Origin of the sequence: Mycobacterium sp. IS-1264, from assembly GCF_001954195.1 — a bacterium.
Lineage (GTDB): Bacteria > Actinomycetota > Actinomycetes > Mycobacteriales > Mycobacteriaceae > Mycobacterium.
The window spans coordinates 16,815-34,494 of record NZ_MBES01000012.1; the positions used below are offsets into that span (position 1 = coordinate 16,815).

At 69.8% G+C, this 17,680-nt stretch carries 16 protein-coding genes; 10 read left to right on the top strand and 6 right to left on the bottom strand.

Going from position 1 to position 17,680, the window contains the following annotated elements; all coding sequences use genetic code 11:
- Positions 1–36: 36 nt before the first annotated feature.
- Together A5744_RS02845 and trmB are read right to left on the bottom strand one after the other, a co-directional pair.
- Positions 37–747: an NYN domain-containing protein gene (locus A5744_RS02845; protein ID WP_076058179.1), complete on the bottom strand. Its 711-nt coding sequence runs from the start codon at positions 745–747 to the stop codon at positions 37–39.
- 11 nt (positions 748–758) lie between these two features.
- Entirely contained in the window at positions 759–1,577 is an 819-nt protein-coding gene (trmB, locus tag A5744_RS02850) for a tRNA (guanosine(46)-N7)-methyltransferase TrmB (protein WP_076058180.1), read from the bottom strand.
- A gap of 149 nt (positions 1,578–1,726) precedes the next feature.
- Between trmB and A5744_RS02855 the strand changes: the two genes are divergently transcribed.
- The 3 genes from A5744_RS02855 to A5744_RS02865 all read left to right on the top strand — a co-directional run bounded on the left by A5744_RS02855 (position 1,727) and on the right by A5744_RS02865 (position 6,420).
- Positions 1,727–2,842, top strand: a complete 1,116-nt coding sequence (locus A5744_RS02855; RefSeq protein WP_076058182.1) for a hypothetical protein — start codon at positions 1,727–1,729, stop codon at positions 2,840–2,842.
- A complete protein-coding gene (locus A5744_RS02860) occupies positions 2,839–4,419 on the top strand; it encodes a hypothetical protein (RefSeq protein ID WP_076058365.1) in 1,581 nt (526 codons plus the stop codon). The genes A5744_RS02855 and A5744_RS02860 overlap by 4 nt, the downstream gene beginning before the upstream one ends.
- A gap of 171 nt (positions 4,420–4,590) precedes the next feature.
- Positions 4,591–6,420: a phosphoenolpyruvate carboxykinase (GTP) gene (locus A5744_RS02865; protein WP_076058184.1), complete on the top strand. Its 1,830-nt coding sequence runs from the start codon at positions 4,591–4,593 to the stop codon at positions 6,418–6,420.
- A 10-nt stretch (positions 6,421–6,430) separates the two neighbouring features.
- On the opposite strand, the gene soxR is transcribed toward A5744_RS02865, so the two are convergent.
- Positions 6,431–6,898, bottom strand: a complete 468-nt coding sequence (gene soxR / locus A5744_RS02870) for a redox-sensitive transcriptional activator SoxR (RefSeq protein ID WP_076058188.1) — start codon at positions 6,896–6,898, stop codon at positions 6,431–6,433.
- A 56-nt stretch (positions 6,899–6,954) separates the two neighbouring features.
- Here soxR and A5744_RS02875 point away from each other — a divergent pair, with 56 nt between their 5' ends.
- From A5744_RS02875 to A5744_RS02890, 4 genes are read left to right on the top strand one after another with little or no spacing between them, the layout of a single operon-like run.
- Positions 6,955–7,671, top strand: a complete 717-nt coding sequence (locus A5744_RS02875; protein WP_076058190.1) for an SDR family NAD(P)-dependent oxidoreductase — start codon at positions 6,955–6,957, stop codon at positions 7,669–7,671.
- Complete coding sequence (locus A5744_RS02880; RefSeq protein ID WP_083679180.1) at positions 7,668–8,753, top strand: S-adenosylmethionine:tRNA ribosyltransferase-isomerase; 1,086 nt, start codon at positions 7,668–7,670, stop codon at positions 8,751–8,753. Before A5744_RS02875 ends, A5744_RS02880 begins: the two co-directional genes overlap by 4 nt.
- 34 nt (positions 8,754–8,787) lie before the next feature.
- Complete coding sequence (fadD4, locus tag A5744_RS02885; RefSeq protein ID WP_076058191.1) at positions 8,788–10,329, top strand: fatty-acid--CoA ligase FadD4; 1,542 nt, start codon at positions 8,788–8,790, stop codon at positions 10,327–10,329.
- Entirely contained in the window at positions 10,326–11,297 is a 972-nt protein-coding gene (locus tag A5744_RS02890) for an enoyl-CoA hydratase/isomerase family protein (RefSeq protein WP_240562944.1), read from the top strand. The genes fadD4 and A5744_RS02890 overlap by 4 nt, the downstream gene beginning before the upstream one ends.
- Before the next feature lie 4 nt (positions 11,298–11,301).
- Here A5744_RS02890 and A5744_RS02895 read toward each other — a convergent pair whose 3' ends face one another.
- Together A5744_RS02895 and A5744_RS02900 are read right to left on the bottom strand one after the other, a co-directional pair.
- Positions 11,302–11,748 (bottom strand): CD225/dispanin family protein, encoded by a 447-nt coding sequence (locus A5744_RS02895; protein WP_076058194.1) that lies wholly within the window; start codon positions 11,746–11,748, stop codon positions 11,302–11,304.
- A 112-nt stretch (positions 11,749–11,860) separates the two neighbouring features.
- Positions 11,861–13,030 carry an acyl-CoA dehydrogenase family protein gene (locus tag A5744_RS02900; protein ID WP_240562945.1) on the bottom strand — a complete coding sequence of 390 codons (1,170 nt, stop codon included), beginning with the start codon at positions 13,028–13,030 and terminating at the stop codon, positions 11,861–11,863.
- An 18-nt stretch (positions 13,031–13,048) separates the two neighbouring features.
- On the opposite strand from A5744_RS02900, the gene A5744_RS02905 reads away from it, so the two are divergent.
- Genes A5744_RS02905 through A5744_RS02915 form a run of 3 tightly spaced genes read left to right on the top strand, consistent with a single transcriptional unit; the run spans position 13,049 to position 16,586 of the window.
- Complete coding sequence (locus A5744_RS02905) at positions 13,049–14,056, top strand: MaoC family dehydratase (protein WP_076058198.1); 1,008 nt, start codon at positions 13,049–13,051, stop codon at positions 14,054–14,056.
- Positions 14,057–14,091: 35 nt separating this feature from the next.
- Positions 14,092–15,276, top strand: coding sequence for a CoA transferase (locus tag A5744_RS02910; protein ID WP_076058199.1), 1,185 nt, complete (start codon positions 14,092–14,094; stop codon positions 15,274–15,276).
- Positions 15,270–16,586: an amidohydrolase family protein gene (locus A5744_RS02915; protein ID WP_076058201.1), complete on the top strand. Its 1,317-nt coding sequence runs from the start codon at positions 15,270–15,272 to the stop codon at positions 16,584–16,586. Before A5744_RS02910 ends, A5744_RS02915 begins: the two co-directional genes overlap by 7 nt.
- 7 nt (positions 16,587–16,593) lie before the next feature.
- Here the strand turns inward: A5744_RS02915 and A5744_RS02920 are convergent, their stop codons facing one another.
- Entirely contained in the window at positions 16,594–17,499 is a 906-nt protein-coding gene (locus A5744_RS02920; RefSeq protein ID WP_076058203.1) for an alpha/beta hydrolase, read from the bottom strand.
- Positions 17,500–17,680: the final 181 nt, after the last annotated feature.

The window sequence follows — 17,680 nt, forward strand, 5'->3', positions numbered from 1 at the left end:
TGGATCTCTACGGACCCGCGCATTGGGTTCCCAGTCTCACACACGCGTGGTCAATAGGGCGGACAGCGGCCGGAAGGGCTGCAGCCACGCTCCATGGTCAGGCAGCGAATCTAGGCCGATTCGCGGCAATGGCTCCCGGAAAACACCCGCAATGTCTTCCAGGTCGACGAAGTCCAAGGTATCCGACGCTAACGCCCAACTCGCGTGTTCACGAAATCCGATCACCTGGACGCCAACCCCGCTGCGCGCGATTTCTTCCAGCGGTTGACGGAACGCCTGGCCGTCGGCCGAAGCCACCACCAGCGCCGCAAGGCCTTCTTGGCGCCGCTGTTCGATGTGCGCGAGCATGTCGCGGTCGACATCGCTGTCCTCGTCGATCTTCGGCTTGGCAAAGACCGCGAAGCCCACGTTACGCAGCGCGTCGACCCACGGTCGAACGACGTCGGCGCTGCCCGGGGCGATGTTGGTGAAGACGGTGGCCTCCGGTTCGACCACGACGCCCGGGCGGCCGGCGCTGACCTCCGCGGTGCGGGCCAGCAGCCAGCGACCGAGCGCGTCGAAGCGTGGACGCTCGAGGGCGGTCGGGCGCCGGCCCAGGATGGACCCGAGGCCCATGTCGAGGTTGGGGGCGTCCCACACCAGCAGTACGCGCCTCGCCGGCGCTTCGAAACTGCCCAGACCACCCGACAGGACCGCAGGTGATTCGAGCGGTTCGGGTACTGCTGCGGTCTGTTCGGTCAGGCTCATGCTCATCGCCTCTATCGTCGAAGCCAGATCAACTCGGTCACAGCGCTGCCCGCTTCTCGAGCTTTCGTCTCGTATTTGGTGGTGGGCCGGACGATCGACACCGGCAGTCGGCTGCCGGGCTCGACACGGCACAGCCGGGCTTCGGCGTCGCCGGCCTGGGCGATCTGCTCGGCATACCCGGGGTGGTCCGTCGCGGCGTGCAGGACACCACCAGGGAGTAACCGGTCAGCGATCAGGCCAATCGTGCTCGGTTGCAGGAACCGGCGTTTGTGGTGGCGTGCCTTGGGCCAGGGGTCGGGAAAGAAGACGCGGACCCCGCTCAGCGACGCGGGCGCAATGAGATAGTGCAGGACGTCGACCGCGTTGCCCCGGATCAACCGGATGTTGCCGACCCGGTCGCGGTCGATCGCGGACAGCAGCTGCGCCAGCCCCCGCCGGTAGACCTCCACCGCGATCACGTCGACGCCGGGCTCGTTCTTGGCCATCGCCAGCGTGGATGTGCCGCTGCCACAGCCGATTTCGAGCACTACCGGCGCATCGCGGCCAAACCACGCGCTGGTGTCCAGCGGTTCGGTCCGCCGGGGTATCTCCGACATGCCCAGCTGCGGCCACAGGCGTTCCCAGGTCTGGCGCTGGGCGTCGGACAGGGCGGAGCGCCGGGAACGAAAACTCGACGCCGGAAGGTAGCCGTGCTGCGGGTTGTCCGAATCGTGCGGCTCCGGTGCTGGGGTCACGTGCTGGCCAACCTCTAGTCCGGTCCTCGCCTCCACCGGTGTGTCGGGACGTGTCCCCACCCGGGGTTGCGCATGCATTTGTCCATGGTGGCCCATGAACGCCCGATGTAGCCGCCCCTGGTCCAGATTGATACCCAACAGTTGCCTTCGGCTGGTAACACCAAGGTGGCTCGCATCTCGGTGGCGCAGGTGCCACCATTCGGTGGGACTCGATCCGCCACCGGGCAAAATGGGCTGGCCGGCGGATCGGCCAACGCGATCGACCGGCAGAGGGACAGGGGCACCAGATTTTCGTCGACGAGCTGACGCGATTCGCCGCCGAGCACGCTGACCCGCGCGTGATGGCGATCGCCGAACGAGCCGCCGCGCCACTGCGCGTGGCGGTCCGCGGGCGTCGGGGCGTGGGGTGCGGCACGGTCGCGCGCGCCCTGGACCGCGCCGGCCGCGCGTCGAGGATCGCGGTGGCCCCGCCGGACCGCGCCGGCGACCGCGACGTCGACGTCGTTGTCTACGTCATTGCCGAGGTGATCAAGCCGGAGGACGCCGACGCGATCGGCGCGGCCGAGCGCCCGGTGCTGGCGGTGCTGAACAAAGCCGATCTGGCCGGCTCGCTGTCGGGCCGCGGCGACAACCCGATCGCGGCCGCGCGCGGACGCTGCGCGAAACTCGCTGCGCTCGCCGGCGTCCCGGTCGAGCCGATGATCGGCCTGCTCGCCGTCGCCGCGCTCGACGACCTGGACGCCACGGTGTGGGCCGCGCTGCGGGAGTTGGCCGCGCAGCCCGGCGGCGCTGCGTCACTCGACGGGTCCTTCGACGGATTCCTGGCGGCCGACAACCCGGTGCCCGTCGCCGCTCGGCGGCACCTGCTGCACACGCTGGATCTGTTCGGCACCGCGCTGGGGATCGCGGCGGTCCGCCAGGGCAGGACGCCGGCGCAGCTGCGCGCCCTGCTGCGCCGCACCAGCCGCCTGGACGCGGTCCTGACCAAGCTGTCGGCCCTGGGCGCCGAGGCGCGCTACCGGCGGGTCCTCGACGCCGTCGCGGAGTTGGAAGCCCTGACCGTCTCCCACAGCGAAATCGGCGAGCGGATCGGCCGATTCCTTCGCCGCGACGACACGGTGATCGCCCAGATGGCCGCCGCGGTCGACCTGGCCGAGGCGGCCGGGCTGCGGGTCGGCACCGTGTCCGCCGACGCCGATCCCGCCGCGCACCTGCCGCGGGCCGCCCTCTGGCAGCGCTACAGTCGCGGACCGGTGAGCGACCTGCACCGCGCCTGCGGGGCGGACATCGCCAGGGGATCGCTGCGGGTGTGGTCGCAGACCTGCGGATCACTTCCCGATGCCGCCGGGCAGGCATGGTGAGCGGCGAGGATCGCGACGACCCGGCCGCCCGGGTGGACGCGCTGGTGGCGGGGATCGGCCCGCGGCTGGACGCGCCCGCCGTCAATCGGCTCGACGTCGTACTGGTTACCGGCCCGTGGATGTCCGGGGTGACCGGGGTGGTCGCGGCGCTGCGGGAACGGCTGCCGCAGCACAAGTTCGTCGAGTCGACGGATCTGGGACCCGGCGATGCGCCGGCCGCGGTGGTGTTCGTGGTGTCGGCGGCCGCGCCGTTGACCGAATCCGACTGTGTGCTGCTGGACGGCGCCGCCGAACACACCGACGCGGTGATCGGCGTGGTGTCCAAGATCGACGTGCACCTCAACTGGCGCGACACGCTGAAGATCGATCGGGAGACGTTAGCCGCGCACGCACCGCGCTATGGCCAGGTGCCGTGGGTGGGCGCGGCCGCGGCCCCCGACCTCGGTGAGCCGGCCGTCGACGAGCTGGTGGACACCGTGTCGGCGCAGCTCGCCGATTCCGACATCGCGCGGCGAAATAGGCTGCGGGCGTGGGAATCTCGGCTTCAGACACTGCGACAGCGCGTCGAACGCGACGCCGAGGGCGCCGGTCGGCGGGTCCGGGTCGAGGCGTTGCGCGAAGAGCGCGGCACGGCCCTGCGCCAGCGGCGCCAGTCGAAATCCGAGCGGACGATCACGCTGCGCGGCCAGATCCAGCAGGCGCGGGTCGAGTTGTCCTACTTCGCGCGCAACCGCTGCTCGGCGCTGCGCGGTGAACTGCAGGAGGACGTCGGCGGTCTGTCCCGGCGCAAGATTCCCGAGTTCGAGGCGCACACCCGCGAGCGGCTGGACGAGATAGTCACCGAGGTGAGCGAGCACACCACCACACACCTGGCGGGCATCGCGACGGAGATGGGGGTGCCGGTCGCATTGCCGGCCGTCGACAAGCTGCCGGCGGTCGACGTGGGACCCCCGCACCTGAAATCGCGGCGGCAGGAAACCTGGCTGATGATGCTGCTGGGTGCCGGGTTCGGGCTGGGCGTCGCGCTGACGCTGAGCCGGCTGGTCGCCGGTTTGGCCCACGGCCTGAACCCCCTGGCCCAAATCGCCGGGGCCGCGGCATGCGTGGCGATCGGCCTGGCCGTCACCTTCCTGGTGGTCAATCTCCGCGGCCTGCTGCACGACCGCGCCTTGCTCGACCGCTGGGCCGGCGACGCGACGTCGTCGCTGCGTTCGGCGGTCGAGGAGTTTGTCGCCACCCGGGTGCTGGTCGCCGAGTCGGTGCTGAGCACGGCGCTCCTCGCCCGCGAGGAGGCGGAGAACGCGCGGGTGTCCGAGCAGGTCAGCGCCATCGACAGCGAACTGCGCGAGCACGCGATCGCCGCGGCGCGGGCCGCGGCGGTGCGCGATCGGGAGATGCCGACGATCGCCGCGGCGCTCGAGGCCGTCCGTGCAGAGCTGGGAGAACCGGGTATACCCCAATCCGAGCAGGAACCCGAGAACGAATCCGAGAACGAACCGGAGAACGTGGCCGAACCCGCCGGCGAGGACGAAATCGACGAAGCGGCGTCGACGGACACGGACGGCGACGATTCGTGACGGCCGGTTTCTGAATCGTTGTTGTGAGGAGGCTTATACCCGCCCGAACCATCCCCAGCAAGGTGATCACGATAACCTGTAGTTAACGCATCACCATGTCAACAGTTGTGTGGGCGAACGCATACGCACGACGAACGCCAGGAACGCAGACGAAGAATTCAGGAGAGTTCGATGACCTCAGCGACCATTCCGGGTCTGGACAACCCGCCCACCGAGCACCAGGGGCTGCTGTCGTGGGTGGAGGAGGTCGCCGAGCTCACCCAGCCGGACCGCGTGGTGTTCGCTGACGGCTCCGACGAAGAGTGGCAGCGGCTGACCGACCAGCTCGTCGAGGCGGGCACGTTCAAGCGCCTGAACCCCGAGAAGTACCCCAATTCCTTCCTGGCGCTGTCCGATCCGTCCGACGTCGCGCGCGTGGAGTCGCGGACCTTCATCTGCTCCGAGCGGGAGAGCGACGCGGGGCCCACCAACAACTGGATGGACCCGGCGGAGATGCGCTCCACCCTGAAGGACCTGTACCGGGGCTGCATGCGCGGCCGCACGATGTACGTGGTGCCGTTCTGCATGGGCCCGCTCGGGGCCGACGACCCCAAGCTGGGCGTGGAGATCACCGACTCCGAATACGTCGTCGTCTCGATGAAGGTGATGACCCGGATGGGCAAGGCCGCCCTGGAGAAGATGGGCAACGACGGATTCTTCGTCAAGGCGCTGCACTCCGTCGGGGCCCCGCTGGAGCCGGGCCAAAAGGACGTGCCGTGGCCCTGCAACGACACCAAATACATCACCCACTTCCCGGAGACCCGCGAGATCATGAGCTACGGCTCCGGCTACGGCGGCAACGCCCTGCTGGGCAAGAAGTGCTACTCGCTGCGCATCGCGTCGGCAATGGCCCACGACGAGGGCTGGCTCGCCGAGCACATGCTGATCCTCAAGCTGATCTCCCCGGAGAACAAGGCCTACTACTTCGCCGCGGCGTTCCCGTCGGCCTGCGGTAAGACCAACCTGGCCATGCTGCAGCCGACCATCCCGGGCTGGCGGGCCGAAACGCTCGGCGACGACATCGCCTGGCTGCGGTTCGGCAAGGACGGCCGGCTGTACGCGGTCAACCCCGAGTTCGGTTTCTTCGGGGTCGCACCGGGCACCAACTGGAAGTCCAACCCCAACGCCATGCGCACCATCGCCGCGGGCAACACCGTCTTCACCAACGTCGCGCTGACCGACGACGACGAGGTGTGGTGGGAAGGCCTGGAGGGCGAGCCGGATCACCTGATCGACTGGAAGGGTCAGGACTGGATCATTCGCGAGACGGAAACCAAAGCGGCCCACCCGAATTCGCGTTACTGCACGCCGATGTCGCAGTGTCCGATCCTGGCGCCGGAGTGGGACGACCCGCAGGGTGTGCCGATCTCGGGCATCCTGTTCGGCGCCCGCCGCAAGACCACGGTGCCACTGGTGACCCAGGCCCGCGACTGGCAGCACGGCGTGTTCATGGGAGCCACCATGGGCAGCGAGCAGACCGCCGCCGCCGAGGGCAAGGTCGGCACCGTGCGCCGCGACCCGATGGCCATGCTGCCGTTCCTCGGCTACCACGTCGGTGACTACTTCCAACACTGGCTGGATCTCGGCAAGAACTCCGACGAGTCCAAGCTGCCGAAGGTGTTCTTCGTCAACTGGTTCCGCCGCGGCGAGGGCGGCAAGTTCCTGTGGCCGGGCTTCGGGGAGAACAGCCGCGTGCTGAAATGGATCGTCGACCGCATCGAGCACAAGGCCGGCGGCCAGGACACCCCGATCGGCATCGTCCCCACCGCCGAGGACCTCGACTTGGACGGCCTCGACGTCACCGGCGAGGACGTGGGTCGGGCTTTGACCGTCGACGCCGACGAGTGGCGCAAGGAATTGCCGCTGATCGAGGAGTGGTTCGAGTTCGTCGGCGACAGGCTGCCCACCGGCGTCAAGGACGAGTTCGAGGCGCTCAAGCAGCGGCTGTCCGAATCGTCGTAGCACCCCGGCGCTAGCCGCCAATTGCCTGCCGTCGCAAGGACTTCGGCAGGTAGACCGCGCCCGGTCCCGCGCCCGCCGCGGTGTCACCGGGATTGGAGATGGCGCAGCGCTTCAGCGACAGACAACCGCAGCCGATGCACGAGTCCAAGTTGTCGCGAAGCGCCATCAGGCCCGCGATTTGATCGTCGAGGCGCGTGCGCCACGTTTTCGACAGCGCGGCCCAGTCGGCGCGCGTCGGGGTGCGGGCGTCCGGGAGTTTCGCCAGGGCGTCGGCGACCTCCTCCAGCCTTAGCCCGACGTTTCGGGCGGCCCGGATGAACGCCAGGCGCCGCAACATGTGCCGCTCGAACCGGCGCTGGCCGCCGGACGTCCGGGACGCCGTGATCAGGCCCTGGCTTTCGTAGAACCGGATGGCCGACGCGGCGAAGCCACTTCGCGTCGCGATCTCGCTGACGGTGAACAAATCCCGCTTATCCATACGACCTCCCTACCGGACTTGACTTAAAGTTTACTTTAACTATCAGTATGGGGCGTATGACTCAATCCGACACCCGTCCCGTCGCAATCGTCACCGGCGCCTCGCGCGGATTCGGCAAGGCGCTGACCGCCGCCCTGCTCGACCGAGGCTGGACCGTCGTGGGCGATGCCCGCCGCGACGCCGACCTGGAAACCACTGCGGCAGAGCTGAATTCGACACGACTGATCGCGTTACCCGGAGACGTCACGCAAGCGTCGCATCGTGACGCGTTGGTCGCGGCCGCGATCGACGCCGGGCCGCTTCGGCTGCTGGTCAACAACGCGAGCCGGTTGGGTCCCAGCCCCCAACCGCTGCTCGCCGACTATCCGGCGTCCGAGTTTTCGGCCGTGTACCAGACGAACCTGTTCGCCCCGCTGGCGCTGATCCAGGCGGCGCTGCCGGCTCTCACCGAGAACGGCGGGGTGGTCGTCAACCTGACCTCCGACGCCGCCGTCGAACCGTATCCCGGCTGGGGCGGCTACGGCTCGTCCAAGGCCGCCCTCGATCAGCTGTCGGCCGTGCTGGCCGCCGAGATCCCGGCCGTGCCGGTGTATGCGTTCGACCCCGGCGACATGCGCACCGAGATGCACCAGGCCGCGTTCCCGGGCGAGGACATCTCCGATCGCGCCGAGCCGGAATCCGTCGTGCCCGCGGTGTTGCGGCTCCTGGACACCCGCCCGAAGTCCGGTCGGTATCGGTCCGCGGACCTGGCGCTCTCCGGAGCGCGGCAATGACTCTCCCGAGCCTCCCGACAATCCCGACCATCCCGCCTGTCCCGCAGCCGCACACGCGCTTCCACCGGCGCCCGGGCTCCGATGCCACCGAGCCGCCCGAGGCGCGCGGCCTGGCCCGGGACGCGGTCAAGCTGCTGGTCGCCCGGCCCACCGGGATCGACCACGCGCACTTCCGCGACCTCGGTGAGTACCTGCGGCCTGGCGACCTATTGGTGGTGAACGATTCCGCCACCATGCCCGCCGCGGTCGACGGCCGCCGCGCCGGTCAGCCGATCGCGGTGCACTTCTCCACCGTGCGCACCGAGAAAGTGTGGGTGGTGGAGCTGCGGCCCGCGGCGAACGCGACCGGACACCTCACCGACGTCCGGCCCGGCGAACGCATCGACCTGCCCGGCGGCGCCGCGCTCGTCATCGAGTCGTCCTATCCGCGGCCCGGCGTCGGCGGCGCACGCTTGTGGACCGCGCGGGTGATCATCGAGGGCAACGTCGGGGCGTACCTCGGCCGGCACGGCCGGGCGATCCGCTACGCGTATGTATCGCGGCAGTGGCCACTGCGCTACTACCAAACCGTGTTCGCCCGTCGCCCCGGCAGCGCCGAAATGCCCAGCGCGGCACGTCCTTTCAGCACCGAATTGGTGACAGCTCTGGTGGCGGGCGGGGTCGCGATCGCGCCGATCACGCTGCACGCCGGGGTGTCCTCGGCGGAGGCGGGCGAGCCGCCCACACCCGAGCTTTTCCAGGTGCCACCCGCGACCGCGCGGTTGGTGAACTCGACGCGCTCGGCCGGCGGCAGGGTGATCGCGGCCGGAACCACGGTGACCCGCGCTCTGGAATCGGCCGCGGACCGCGGCGGCACGGTGCGGCCGGTGGCGGGCTGGACGGACCTGGTGCTCGGCCCATCCCGCCCGAGCCGCGTGGTCGACGGCTTGATCACCGGATGGCACGACGCCGGCGCCTCCCACCTGGTGCTGCTGGAGGCCGTCGCCGGCCCGGAGTTGGTGGCCGGCGCCTACCGCGAGGCCGTCGACCGCGCCTATTTGTGGCATGAATTCGGCGACAGCGCCCTGCTGCTGCCCACTTGACACCTGTCAACACGCGCGGCGGTACAGTCCTCGCATGCAGATTCGCCCCCACATCGGCGCCGACAAACCCGCCGTGATCCTGCACCCGTCGGGCACAGTCGTCACGTTCGACGACCTGGAAGCCCGCGCCAACCGGCTGGCCCACCGGTTCCGCGAGGCCGGCCTGCGCGAGGGTGACACCGTCGCGATCCTGATGGAGAACAACGAACACATCCACGCGGTCATGTGGGCGGCGCGGCGCAGCGGCCTGTACTACGTGCCGATCAACACGCACCTGACCCCGGCCGAGGCGGCCTACATCATCGACAACAGCAGCGCCCGGGCGATCATCGGATCGGGTGCACTGCGTGAAACCTGCGAGGGCCTGGCGCAACATTCCCCCGCATGCGGGCGGTACTCCCAGCCCGGCGGGCTACCGGCCCTGCTGATGATGGCCGACGGCGATCTCGACGGCTGGGAGCGCTACCCGGAATGCGTTGCGGGCCAACCCGACACACCGATCGACGACGAACTCGAGGGCGACCTGCTGCAGTACTCCTCGGGCACCACCGGGCGGCCCAAGGGAATCAAACGCGAGTTGCCGCACGTCCCGCCGGCGGAGGCGGCGGGCATGATGGCGGCGCTGGTGGAATTCTGGATGACGCCCGACTCGATCTATCTGAGCCCGGCCCCGCTGTATCACACGGCGCCGTCGGTGTGGTCGATGACCGCGCAGGCCGGCGGCATCACGACCGTGGTTCTGGAGAAGTTCGATCCCGAGGGCACGCTGGACGCCATCCAGCGCTACCGCGTGACCCACGGCCAGTTCGTGCCGGCCATGTTCACCCGGATGCTCAAACTGCCTCAGGCGGTTCGTGATTCGTACGACGTGTCCAGCCTGCAGCGGGTGATGCACGCCGCGGCGCCGTGTCCGGTGGAGATCAAGAAGCAGATGATCGACTGGTGGGGGCCGATCGTTGACGAGTATTACGCGTCCTCGGAGGCGATCGGGTCGACGTTGATCAGCGCCGAGGAGTGGCTGGCCCATCCCGGTTCGGTCGGCCGGCCCATGAACTGCCAGATCCACATCCTCGGCGAGGACGGCACCGAGCTGCCCGCGGGGCAGCCCGGTGAGATCTACTTCGAGGGCGGCTTCTCCTTCGAATACCTCAACGATCCGACGAAAACCGCTGCCTCACATGACAAGCACGGTTGGGCCACCGTCGGCGACGTCGGCTACCTCGACGACGAGGGCTACTTGTTCCTGACCGACAGGCGCCACCACATGATCATCTCCGGCGGGGTGAACATCTATCCACAGGAGACCGAGAACCTTCTGGTCACCCACCCCAAGGTGCTCGACGCGGCGGTGTTCGGCATTCCCGACGACGAGATGGGCCAGCGCGTGGTGGCCGCCGTGCAGACCGTCGACCCTGCTGACGCCACCGACGAATTCGCCGCCGAGCTGCTCGGCTGGCTGCGAGACCGCCTGGCGCACTACAAATGCCCGCGATCCATCGCGTTCGAGACGCAGCTGCCGCGCACCGACACCGGAAAGCTCTACAAGAACGGGCTGATCGAGAAGTATTCGGTGTGACTCTCCGGGTGGTCGACCTGTCGGGCGCGACGGACGCCGGCGTCGACGTGCCGCCGGGGGTGACCGTCGCCGTCGGCTCGGCCGCTGACATCGCGAAGTCCGAAACATGGCTCGACGCAGCGACTTTCACCCTGACGGAGGACCCCTGCACCGATCGCCGGGTGGTCACCGTCGATTCGGTGCCCGAGATGCTGGCCGAGCTGACGCGGCGCTGCCAACGCTGGCCGCATGCCAGCAGCGTCTGCGACGACGTGCTGCGCGCGGTCAGCCCCGACGGCCCGACACTGGCCGCGGTCGTGACCGAGTCGTTGGCCTACTCCACGCTGCAGGCCGGCCCGGAGTTCGCGCGCTGGCTAGACGAACGCGGCCCCGCCCGCATGCCCGACATCGAAGAACCGGTGCAGGCGCGCCGCCACGGCGACACCCTGCGCATCGCGTTCAACCGGCCGCAACGCCACAACGCGTTTTCCACCGACGCGCGCGCGGCGCTGCTCGAGGCGCTGACGGTGGCGCAATTAGACCCGTCGGTGACCGGGATCGTGTTGAGCGGCAACGGCCCATCGTTTTGCAGCGGCGGAGACCTCGCCGAATTCGGCACCTTCGCGGACCCGGCCAGTGCGCACCTGGCGCGCACCCGGTACAGCCCGGCGCTTGCGCTCGACGCGCTGACCGCCCGGCTCGGCCGGTCCTGCCGTGCCGAGGTGCACGGCCGGGTGATGGGCAGCGGACTGGAGATGGCGGCGTTCTGCGGATGGATTGAGGCGCGCGACGATTCGGTCTTCGGGCTACCCGAATTGACCCTGGGCCTGATCCCCGGCGCCGGCGGCACCGTCAGCGTTACGCGCCGAATCGGCCGCTGGCGCACGGCGTATCTCGTGCTGTCCGGACGGACCGTCGGCGCCGATACGGCGCTGGAGTGGGGCCTGGTGGACGCCATTCACGTTGGCGCCCAAGGCCTCTCCCAGTAGAAACTCAGTAACCCGAAAACGTCGTCGTAGTGGTCGACGGCAGGTTGGAAATGGCGAAGGCAAAGATGAAGAAGTACACGATCGCGGACATCAGCCCGATGACCCCGCCCGCGATCGCGGCGATGATCGCCCACTTCTTGGCGCTCTCCGAAGCGGACTGGGCCTCGGCGTACCGCCCCTGCGTCCACAGCCCAGAGACCTTGGTGGAGTAGACGATCGAGACGATTCCCAGCGGAAGACAACACAGGACCGTGGTCAGGATCGCCCAGACGAGGTAGTTGTCCGGTTCGCGCTGGGCCGGCCAGCCCGGGTGCTGGCCCGGCCAACCCGGTTGCTGACCTTGCCAACCCGGTTGCTGTCCCTGCCATTCCGGCGGTTGGCCCTGCCAACCCGGTTGCTGCTGGCCCTGCCATTCTGGGGAACCCTCGTACGGCCCTGGGGGATAACTCATGACGACTCCCTTTCCGTGTGGTTCCCTCCGGTCCAGGCTTTGCTGGCACGTGAAGTCAGGCAAATATACAGCACACATCGGCGTCGGACCGGGAGATTTCGGCTCCCTCCCTTCAGATCCCGCCCCGGGCGACGAGCTGCTCGGCGATCACGTTGCGCTGGATCTCGTTGGTGCCTTCGCCGACGATCATCAGGGGCGCGTCGCGGAAGTATCGTTCGACGTCGTATTCGGTGGAGTAGCCGTAGCCGCCGTGGATGCGCACGGCGTTGAGCGCGATCTCCATCGCGACCTCGGAGGCGAACAGCTTGGCCATCCCGGCTTCCATGTCGCAGCGCTCGCCGCTGTCGTAGCGCTCCGCGGCATACCGGGTGAGCTGACGGGCTGCGGCCAGCTTGGTCGCCATGTCGGCGAGGTAGTTGCCGACGGCCTGGTGCTTCCAGATCGGCCGGCCGAAGCTCTCCCGCTGCTGCGCGTACGCCAGCGCGTCCTCGAGCGCCGCCGTCGCCACCCCCAAGGCCCGCGCAGCTACCTGGATGCGGCCCGTCTCGAGCCCCTTCATCATTTGCGAAAAGCCCTCGCCCGGGCGGCCGCCCAAAATCGCGGTCGCCGGCAATCGGTAGTTGTCGAACGACAGCTCACAGGACTCGACGCCCTTGTAGCCGAGCTTGGGCAGGTCCCGCGACACCGACAGGCCCGCGCCGTGCTCGACGAGCGCGATCGAGATGCCCTTGTGCCGGGGCTGGGCGTTCGGGTCCGTCTTGCACAACAGGGCGATCAGCCCGGAGCGGCGCGCGTTGGAAATCCAGGTCTTGGAACCGTTGATCACCAGGTCGTCGGATCCGTCGGGCAGCGCGGTGGTAGACATGTTCTGCAGGTCGGAGCCGCCGCCGGGCTCGGTCAGCGCCATCGTGGCCCGCAGCTCGCCGCTGGCCATCGGCGGCAGATACGTCCGCTTTTGCTGCTCGGTGCCGAACAGGGTCAGCAGCTTGGCCACCACGGTGTGTCCGCCCATCGCGCCGGCCAGGCTCATCCAGCCGCGCGCCAGCTCCTGGGTGACCCGCACATAGCAGGGCATCGACACCGGCGACCCACCGTATTCCTCGGGAACGGCCAGGCCGTAGATGCCGATCCGCTTCATCTGCTCGATCCACGCATCGGGGTAGGTGTTGGCGTGCTCGACCTCCCGGACGGTCGGTTTCACGTCGCGGTCGATGAACGCCCGCACGGTGGCAACCAGCAGGTCTTCTTCGTCTTGGGAGTCGTCGCTGTGCTCTCTGCTCACCCATGCCATATTGGCCCCGTGACTTATGCCGACATACGCGAGGGTGGACCCTACTTCGACGACCTTTCGGTGGGCCAGGTGTTCGACTGGGCGCCGTCGGCGACGCTGTCGCCGGGTCTGGCCGCGGCGCATCAGGCGATCGTGGGAGACCGGCTGCGCCTGGCGCTGGACGCCGACCTGTGTGCGGCGGTCACGGGCCTGCCCGGCGCGCTGGCGCATCCCGCCCTGGTCTGCGACGTGGCGATCGGGCAGTCGACGCTGGTAACCCAGCGAGTCAAGGCCAACCTGTTCTATCGCGGTCTCACGTTTCACCACTTTCCCGCCCTCGGTGACACGATCTACACGCGCACCGAAGTCGTTGGGCTGCGGCCGAATTCGCTCAAGCCCGGACGGGCGCCCACGGGGTTGGCCGCGCTGCGGATGATCACGATCGACCAGGCCGATCAGCTGGTCCTCGACTTCTACCGCTGCGCCATGCTGCCCGCGAGCCCGGACTTTCGTCCCGACGATCGTCCCGCCGACGATCTGTCGGCCATCGGCGCCGACGCGGCCCCGCCCGCCGCCGATCCGACCGCGCACTGGGACGCCGAGGCTTTCCGGGCCAAGGTGCCCGGCCCGCATTTCGACCCCGGGATCGCGGGCGCGGTGTTGCACAGCACCGGCGACGTTGTCAGCGGCGCACCGGAATTGGCCAGGCTGACCTTGAATATCGCTGCCACACACCATGATTCGCGGGTCGGCGGGCGCCGGCTGGTGTACGGCGGGCACACCATCGGGCTGGCGCTCGCGCAGGCCAGCCGGCTGCTGCCCAATCTGGTGACGGTGCTGGGCTGGGAGTCCTGCGACCACACCGGCCCAGTGCACGAGGGCGACACCCTCTACAGCGAACTACACGTCGAGTCCGCGCAGCCGACCGAGCACGGCGGCGTGCTGAAACTTCGCTCGCTGGTCTACTCGGTGAGCGACACGGCGGGCCAGCCCGACCGGCCGGTGCTGGACTGGCGCTTCAGCGCCCTGCAGTTCTGACCCGCGGCGCGGCACGCCACGCGCACAATGGTGTCGTGAGCAGCGAGGCGGCCGACTGGGGAAACAGCGGGTTGGCCTATCTGACCGGGCCGCCCGACGGGCCGCCGGACTTCTCCCGCGCCCACGTGCTGACCCGCGCCGAGGGGGTCGCCGCGGACATCGCCCACCGAGCGGGCATTCGCGTTGCCGCCGCCCCGCTGCTGACCGGGCGGGCCGCGCTGCTCGGATTGACCCGCGGCGGGGCGGTGTCGTGCGGTGGCGCCACCCGATTGCTGGCCGCGCGGGACGGCTGGTGCGCGATCACGCTGTCGCGCCCCGACGATGTCGCCGCGGTGCCCGCGCTCGTCCACGCCGACGACGTGCCCGCCGACCCCTGGCCCACGCTGCGGCGTTGGGCCGCAACGCAACCGGTGGCGGCGATCATCGAGCGGGCGGTTCTGCTCGACCTTCCCGCGGCCGCCCTGGGCGAGGTCGCGGCCACGTCGCCGCGGATCGAACGGATGGGATTCCGGGCGGAGGCACACCGGATCGCCGGCCTGTTGGTGGCCGACCTGTCGTCGATGTGGGCGGGCCCGTTGTGCGGGCAGCTGCTGGCCCGAGCCGGGGCGACCGTCGTCAAAGTCGAGAGCCCGCGCCGCCCGGACGGCACCCGCAGCGGCAACCGCGCGTTCTTCGACTGGATGAACGGCGGAAAGCTGTCGTATTGCGTCGATTTCGACAACGCCGGCGAACTGCGCGACCTGCTCGCGGTCGCCGACGTCGTGATCGAGGGCTCCCGGCCCGCGGCGCTGGCCAGGCGCCGGCTCGGCCCGGGCGACGTTGCGCCGCGAGCGGGCCGAATCTGGTTGCAGATCACCGGGTACGACGAGCATTCACCGCGGCCGGCGTTCGGCGACGATGCCGCGGTGGCGGGCGGCCTGGTCGGCACCGGCCACGGCGAACCGGTGTTCTGCGGGGACGCCATCGCCGATCCGCTGACGGGGCTGGAGGCGGCCTGCGCGGTCACCGAATCGCTGGTCCGCGGCGGCGGCGAGTCGATCCACGTGTCGCTGGCCGCGGTCGCCGCGACCTACGCGGCGCTGCCCACCCAGCCGTCGGCCTCGGGGCACCCCGCCCCGCCGCCGACCGTGCCGGCCGCGGCCGCGCCGGCGGCCGAACTCGGCGACCACAACGAGGCGGTGCGGCGCCTGGTAGCCGAAAGGCGTTGCCTGTCATGCTGATTCGGCGGGCCACCCTGCTGGACGGGACGACCACCAGCATCCGGGTCTCCGAACGGATCGAGGAGATGGGCGACGGGCTGACCGCCCAACCGGGGGAGGGTCTGCTCGATGCCGGCGGCGGGACGGTACTGCCCGGGTTGCACGACCACCACGTGCACGTCCGCTCGGCCGCGTCCGCCCTGGACTCGTTTCTCGTCGGCCCGCCCGGCGTCACCACCAAAACCCAACTGATGCAACTGCTGTCGAATGCCACGCCGGGTCCCGACGGGTGGATTCGCGCCGTCGGCTATCACGAGTCCGTCGCCGGCGAGCTGGACCGGGCCGCCCTCGACGCGGTGGTGCCGCGCGTCCCGGTACGCGTCCAGCATCGCAGCGGCGCGCTGTGGATCCTCAACTCGGCCGCGCTTGGCCGCGTCGGCCTGGCCGAACACCCCGACGGCCGGCTGCGCAGCGCCGACCGGGGCTGGTCGGATGCGCTGGCGCGCCGGGAAACCGACCTCGCGGAGCTCAGCCGCCGAATCACCGCGACCGGCGTCACGGGTGTCACCGACGCCACTCCCGACCTCGGCGCCGACGACATGGTCTCGCTGGTGGTGGCGCAGCGCCGCGGCGAATTTCGGCCGCGGCTGCACTTCCTGTCGCCGGGCAAGAAGATCCTGCACGACGACCGCCTCGACCTCGACGCCCTGACGGACTGGATCGCCGAGCACCACGCGGCCGACCGGCCAATCGCGCTGCACTGCGTGACCGCCGCCCAACTCGTGGTCGCCATCGCCGCCCTGCGCGCCGCCGGCAGCCACCCGCGCGACCGCATCGAGCACGCGGCGGTTGTGCCGGACGACACCCTGGCCGACCTGGCCGAACTCTCCGCGTCGGGGGGCCTGACGGTGGTTACGCAGCCCAACTTCGTCGCCGAGCGCGGCGATCAGTACCTCGCCGACGTCCCAGCCGCCGAGCACGGTCAGTTGTGGCGGGTCGCGTCGTTGCTGAAAGCTCAAGTGCGCGTGGCGCTGTCGACCGACATGCCCTTCGGTCACGGCGATCCGTGGACCGCGATGCGCGCCGCGGTGTACCGCACCACACCCAGCGGCGCCGTCCTGGGCGCCGACGAATGTGTCTCGGCGCGAGAGGCTTTGACCATGTTCCTGGGCGCCGCCGAGCGACCGGACCGGGCCCGCGCCGTCGAACCCGGGCAGCCGGGCGACCTGTGCGTGCTGAACGAGCCGCCGGCGACGGCGCTGGCCGAGCTGGACGCCGGCATGGTGGCCGCCACGATCATCGGTGGCGAGCTGGTGTATTTCGCGATGTGACGGGCGATCAGCCGGCGGGGGCGAGCGCGGCGCGCAAACTGTCGCACTGAGTGTCGAAAAAACGTTGCGACACTTGGGCTTTCGGCACGAACAGGTCGAACCCGTGGAATACGCCGGGGACCACCTCGACCTCGCACGGCACCCCGGCGGCGCGCAGCCGTTCGGCGTAGGCGAGATCCTCGTCGTGGAACAGGTCGTGGGTGCCCACCCCGATCCACGCGGGTGGCAGGCCACTCAGGTCGTCGCGCCGCGCCGGCACGGCTACCGAGGGGTCGGCATCGCCGAGGTAGGCCGTCCAGCCGAAGTGGTTGCTGCGCGGGTTCCACAGCCGGTAGTGCGGCTGGTCCGCGGTGGTGGAACTGCGATCGTCGAGCATGGGGTAGACGAGTAGCTGGAACGCGGGTGCGACATCGCCGCGGTCGCGCGCCAGCAGGGCCAGGGCCGCCGCCAGCCCGCCGCCGGCGCTGGCACCGCCGATCGCGATCCGTCCCGGGTCCACACCGGGCTGCCCGGCCAGCCAGGTCAAAGCGGTATAGCAGTCCTCGAGCGGTGCGGGATAGGGATGTTCGGGGGCCAGCCGGTAATCCACCGATGCGACCGTGATCCCCAACCTGGAGCTGAACCGGCGGCACAACCGGTCGTCCTGCTGCGCGCTGCCGATCACATATCCGCCACCGTGGATCCACAGCAGCGGGGGGGGCGGCTGCGTGACGCCCGCCGGGCGGAACAGCCGGCCGCCCGCGCCGGATCCGAGGGCGACGACCTCGACGTCACCCGGTGAGCTCGGCTTACGCAGCCGCACGCGTACCCGATCCAAGGTGCGTACCACCGGCAGGGTCCGCCGGCCGACGAGCTGGTGGGGGGTGAGGCGGGCGATGCGGCGCAGATCGGGGTGAACGTCGGTGTTCGGCACCGATCCAGTATCACCGACGCGGAACGCACCTTCCCCGCCGGCACCGTGAGCCCGCGGTAGTCGTCCGGACAATCCGCGGAAATCCCCCTGCAACACACGCGCCGTAGCTTCGGTCATAGGCCGATCGGGAGGCGGTATGGGATGTCTACCCAGCGGGGCCGGCGGAGGACGCACCGGCTGC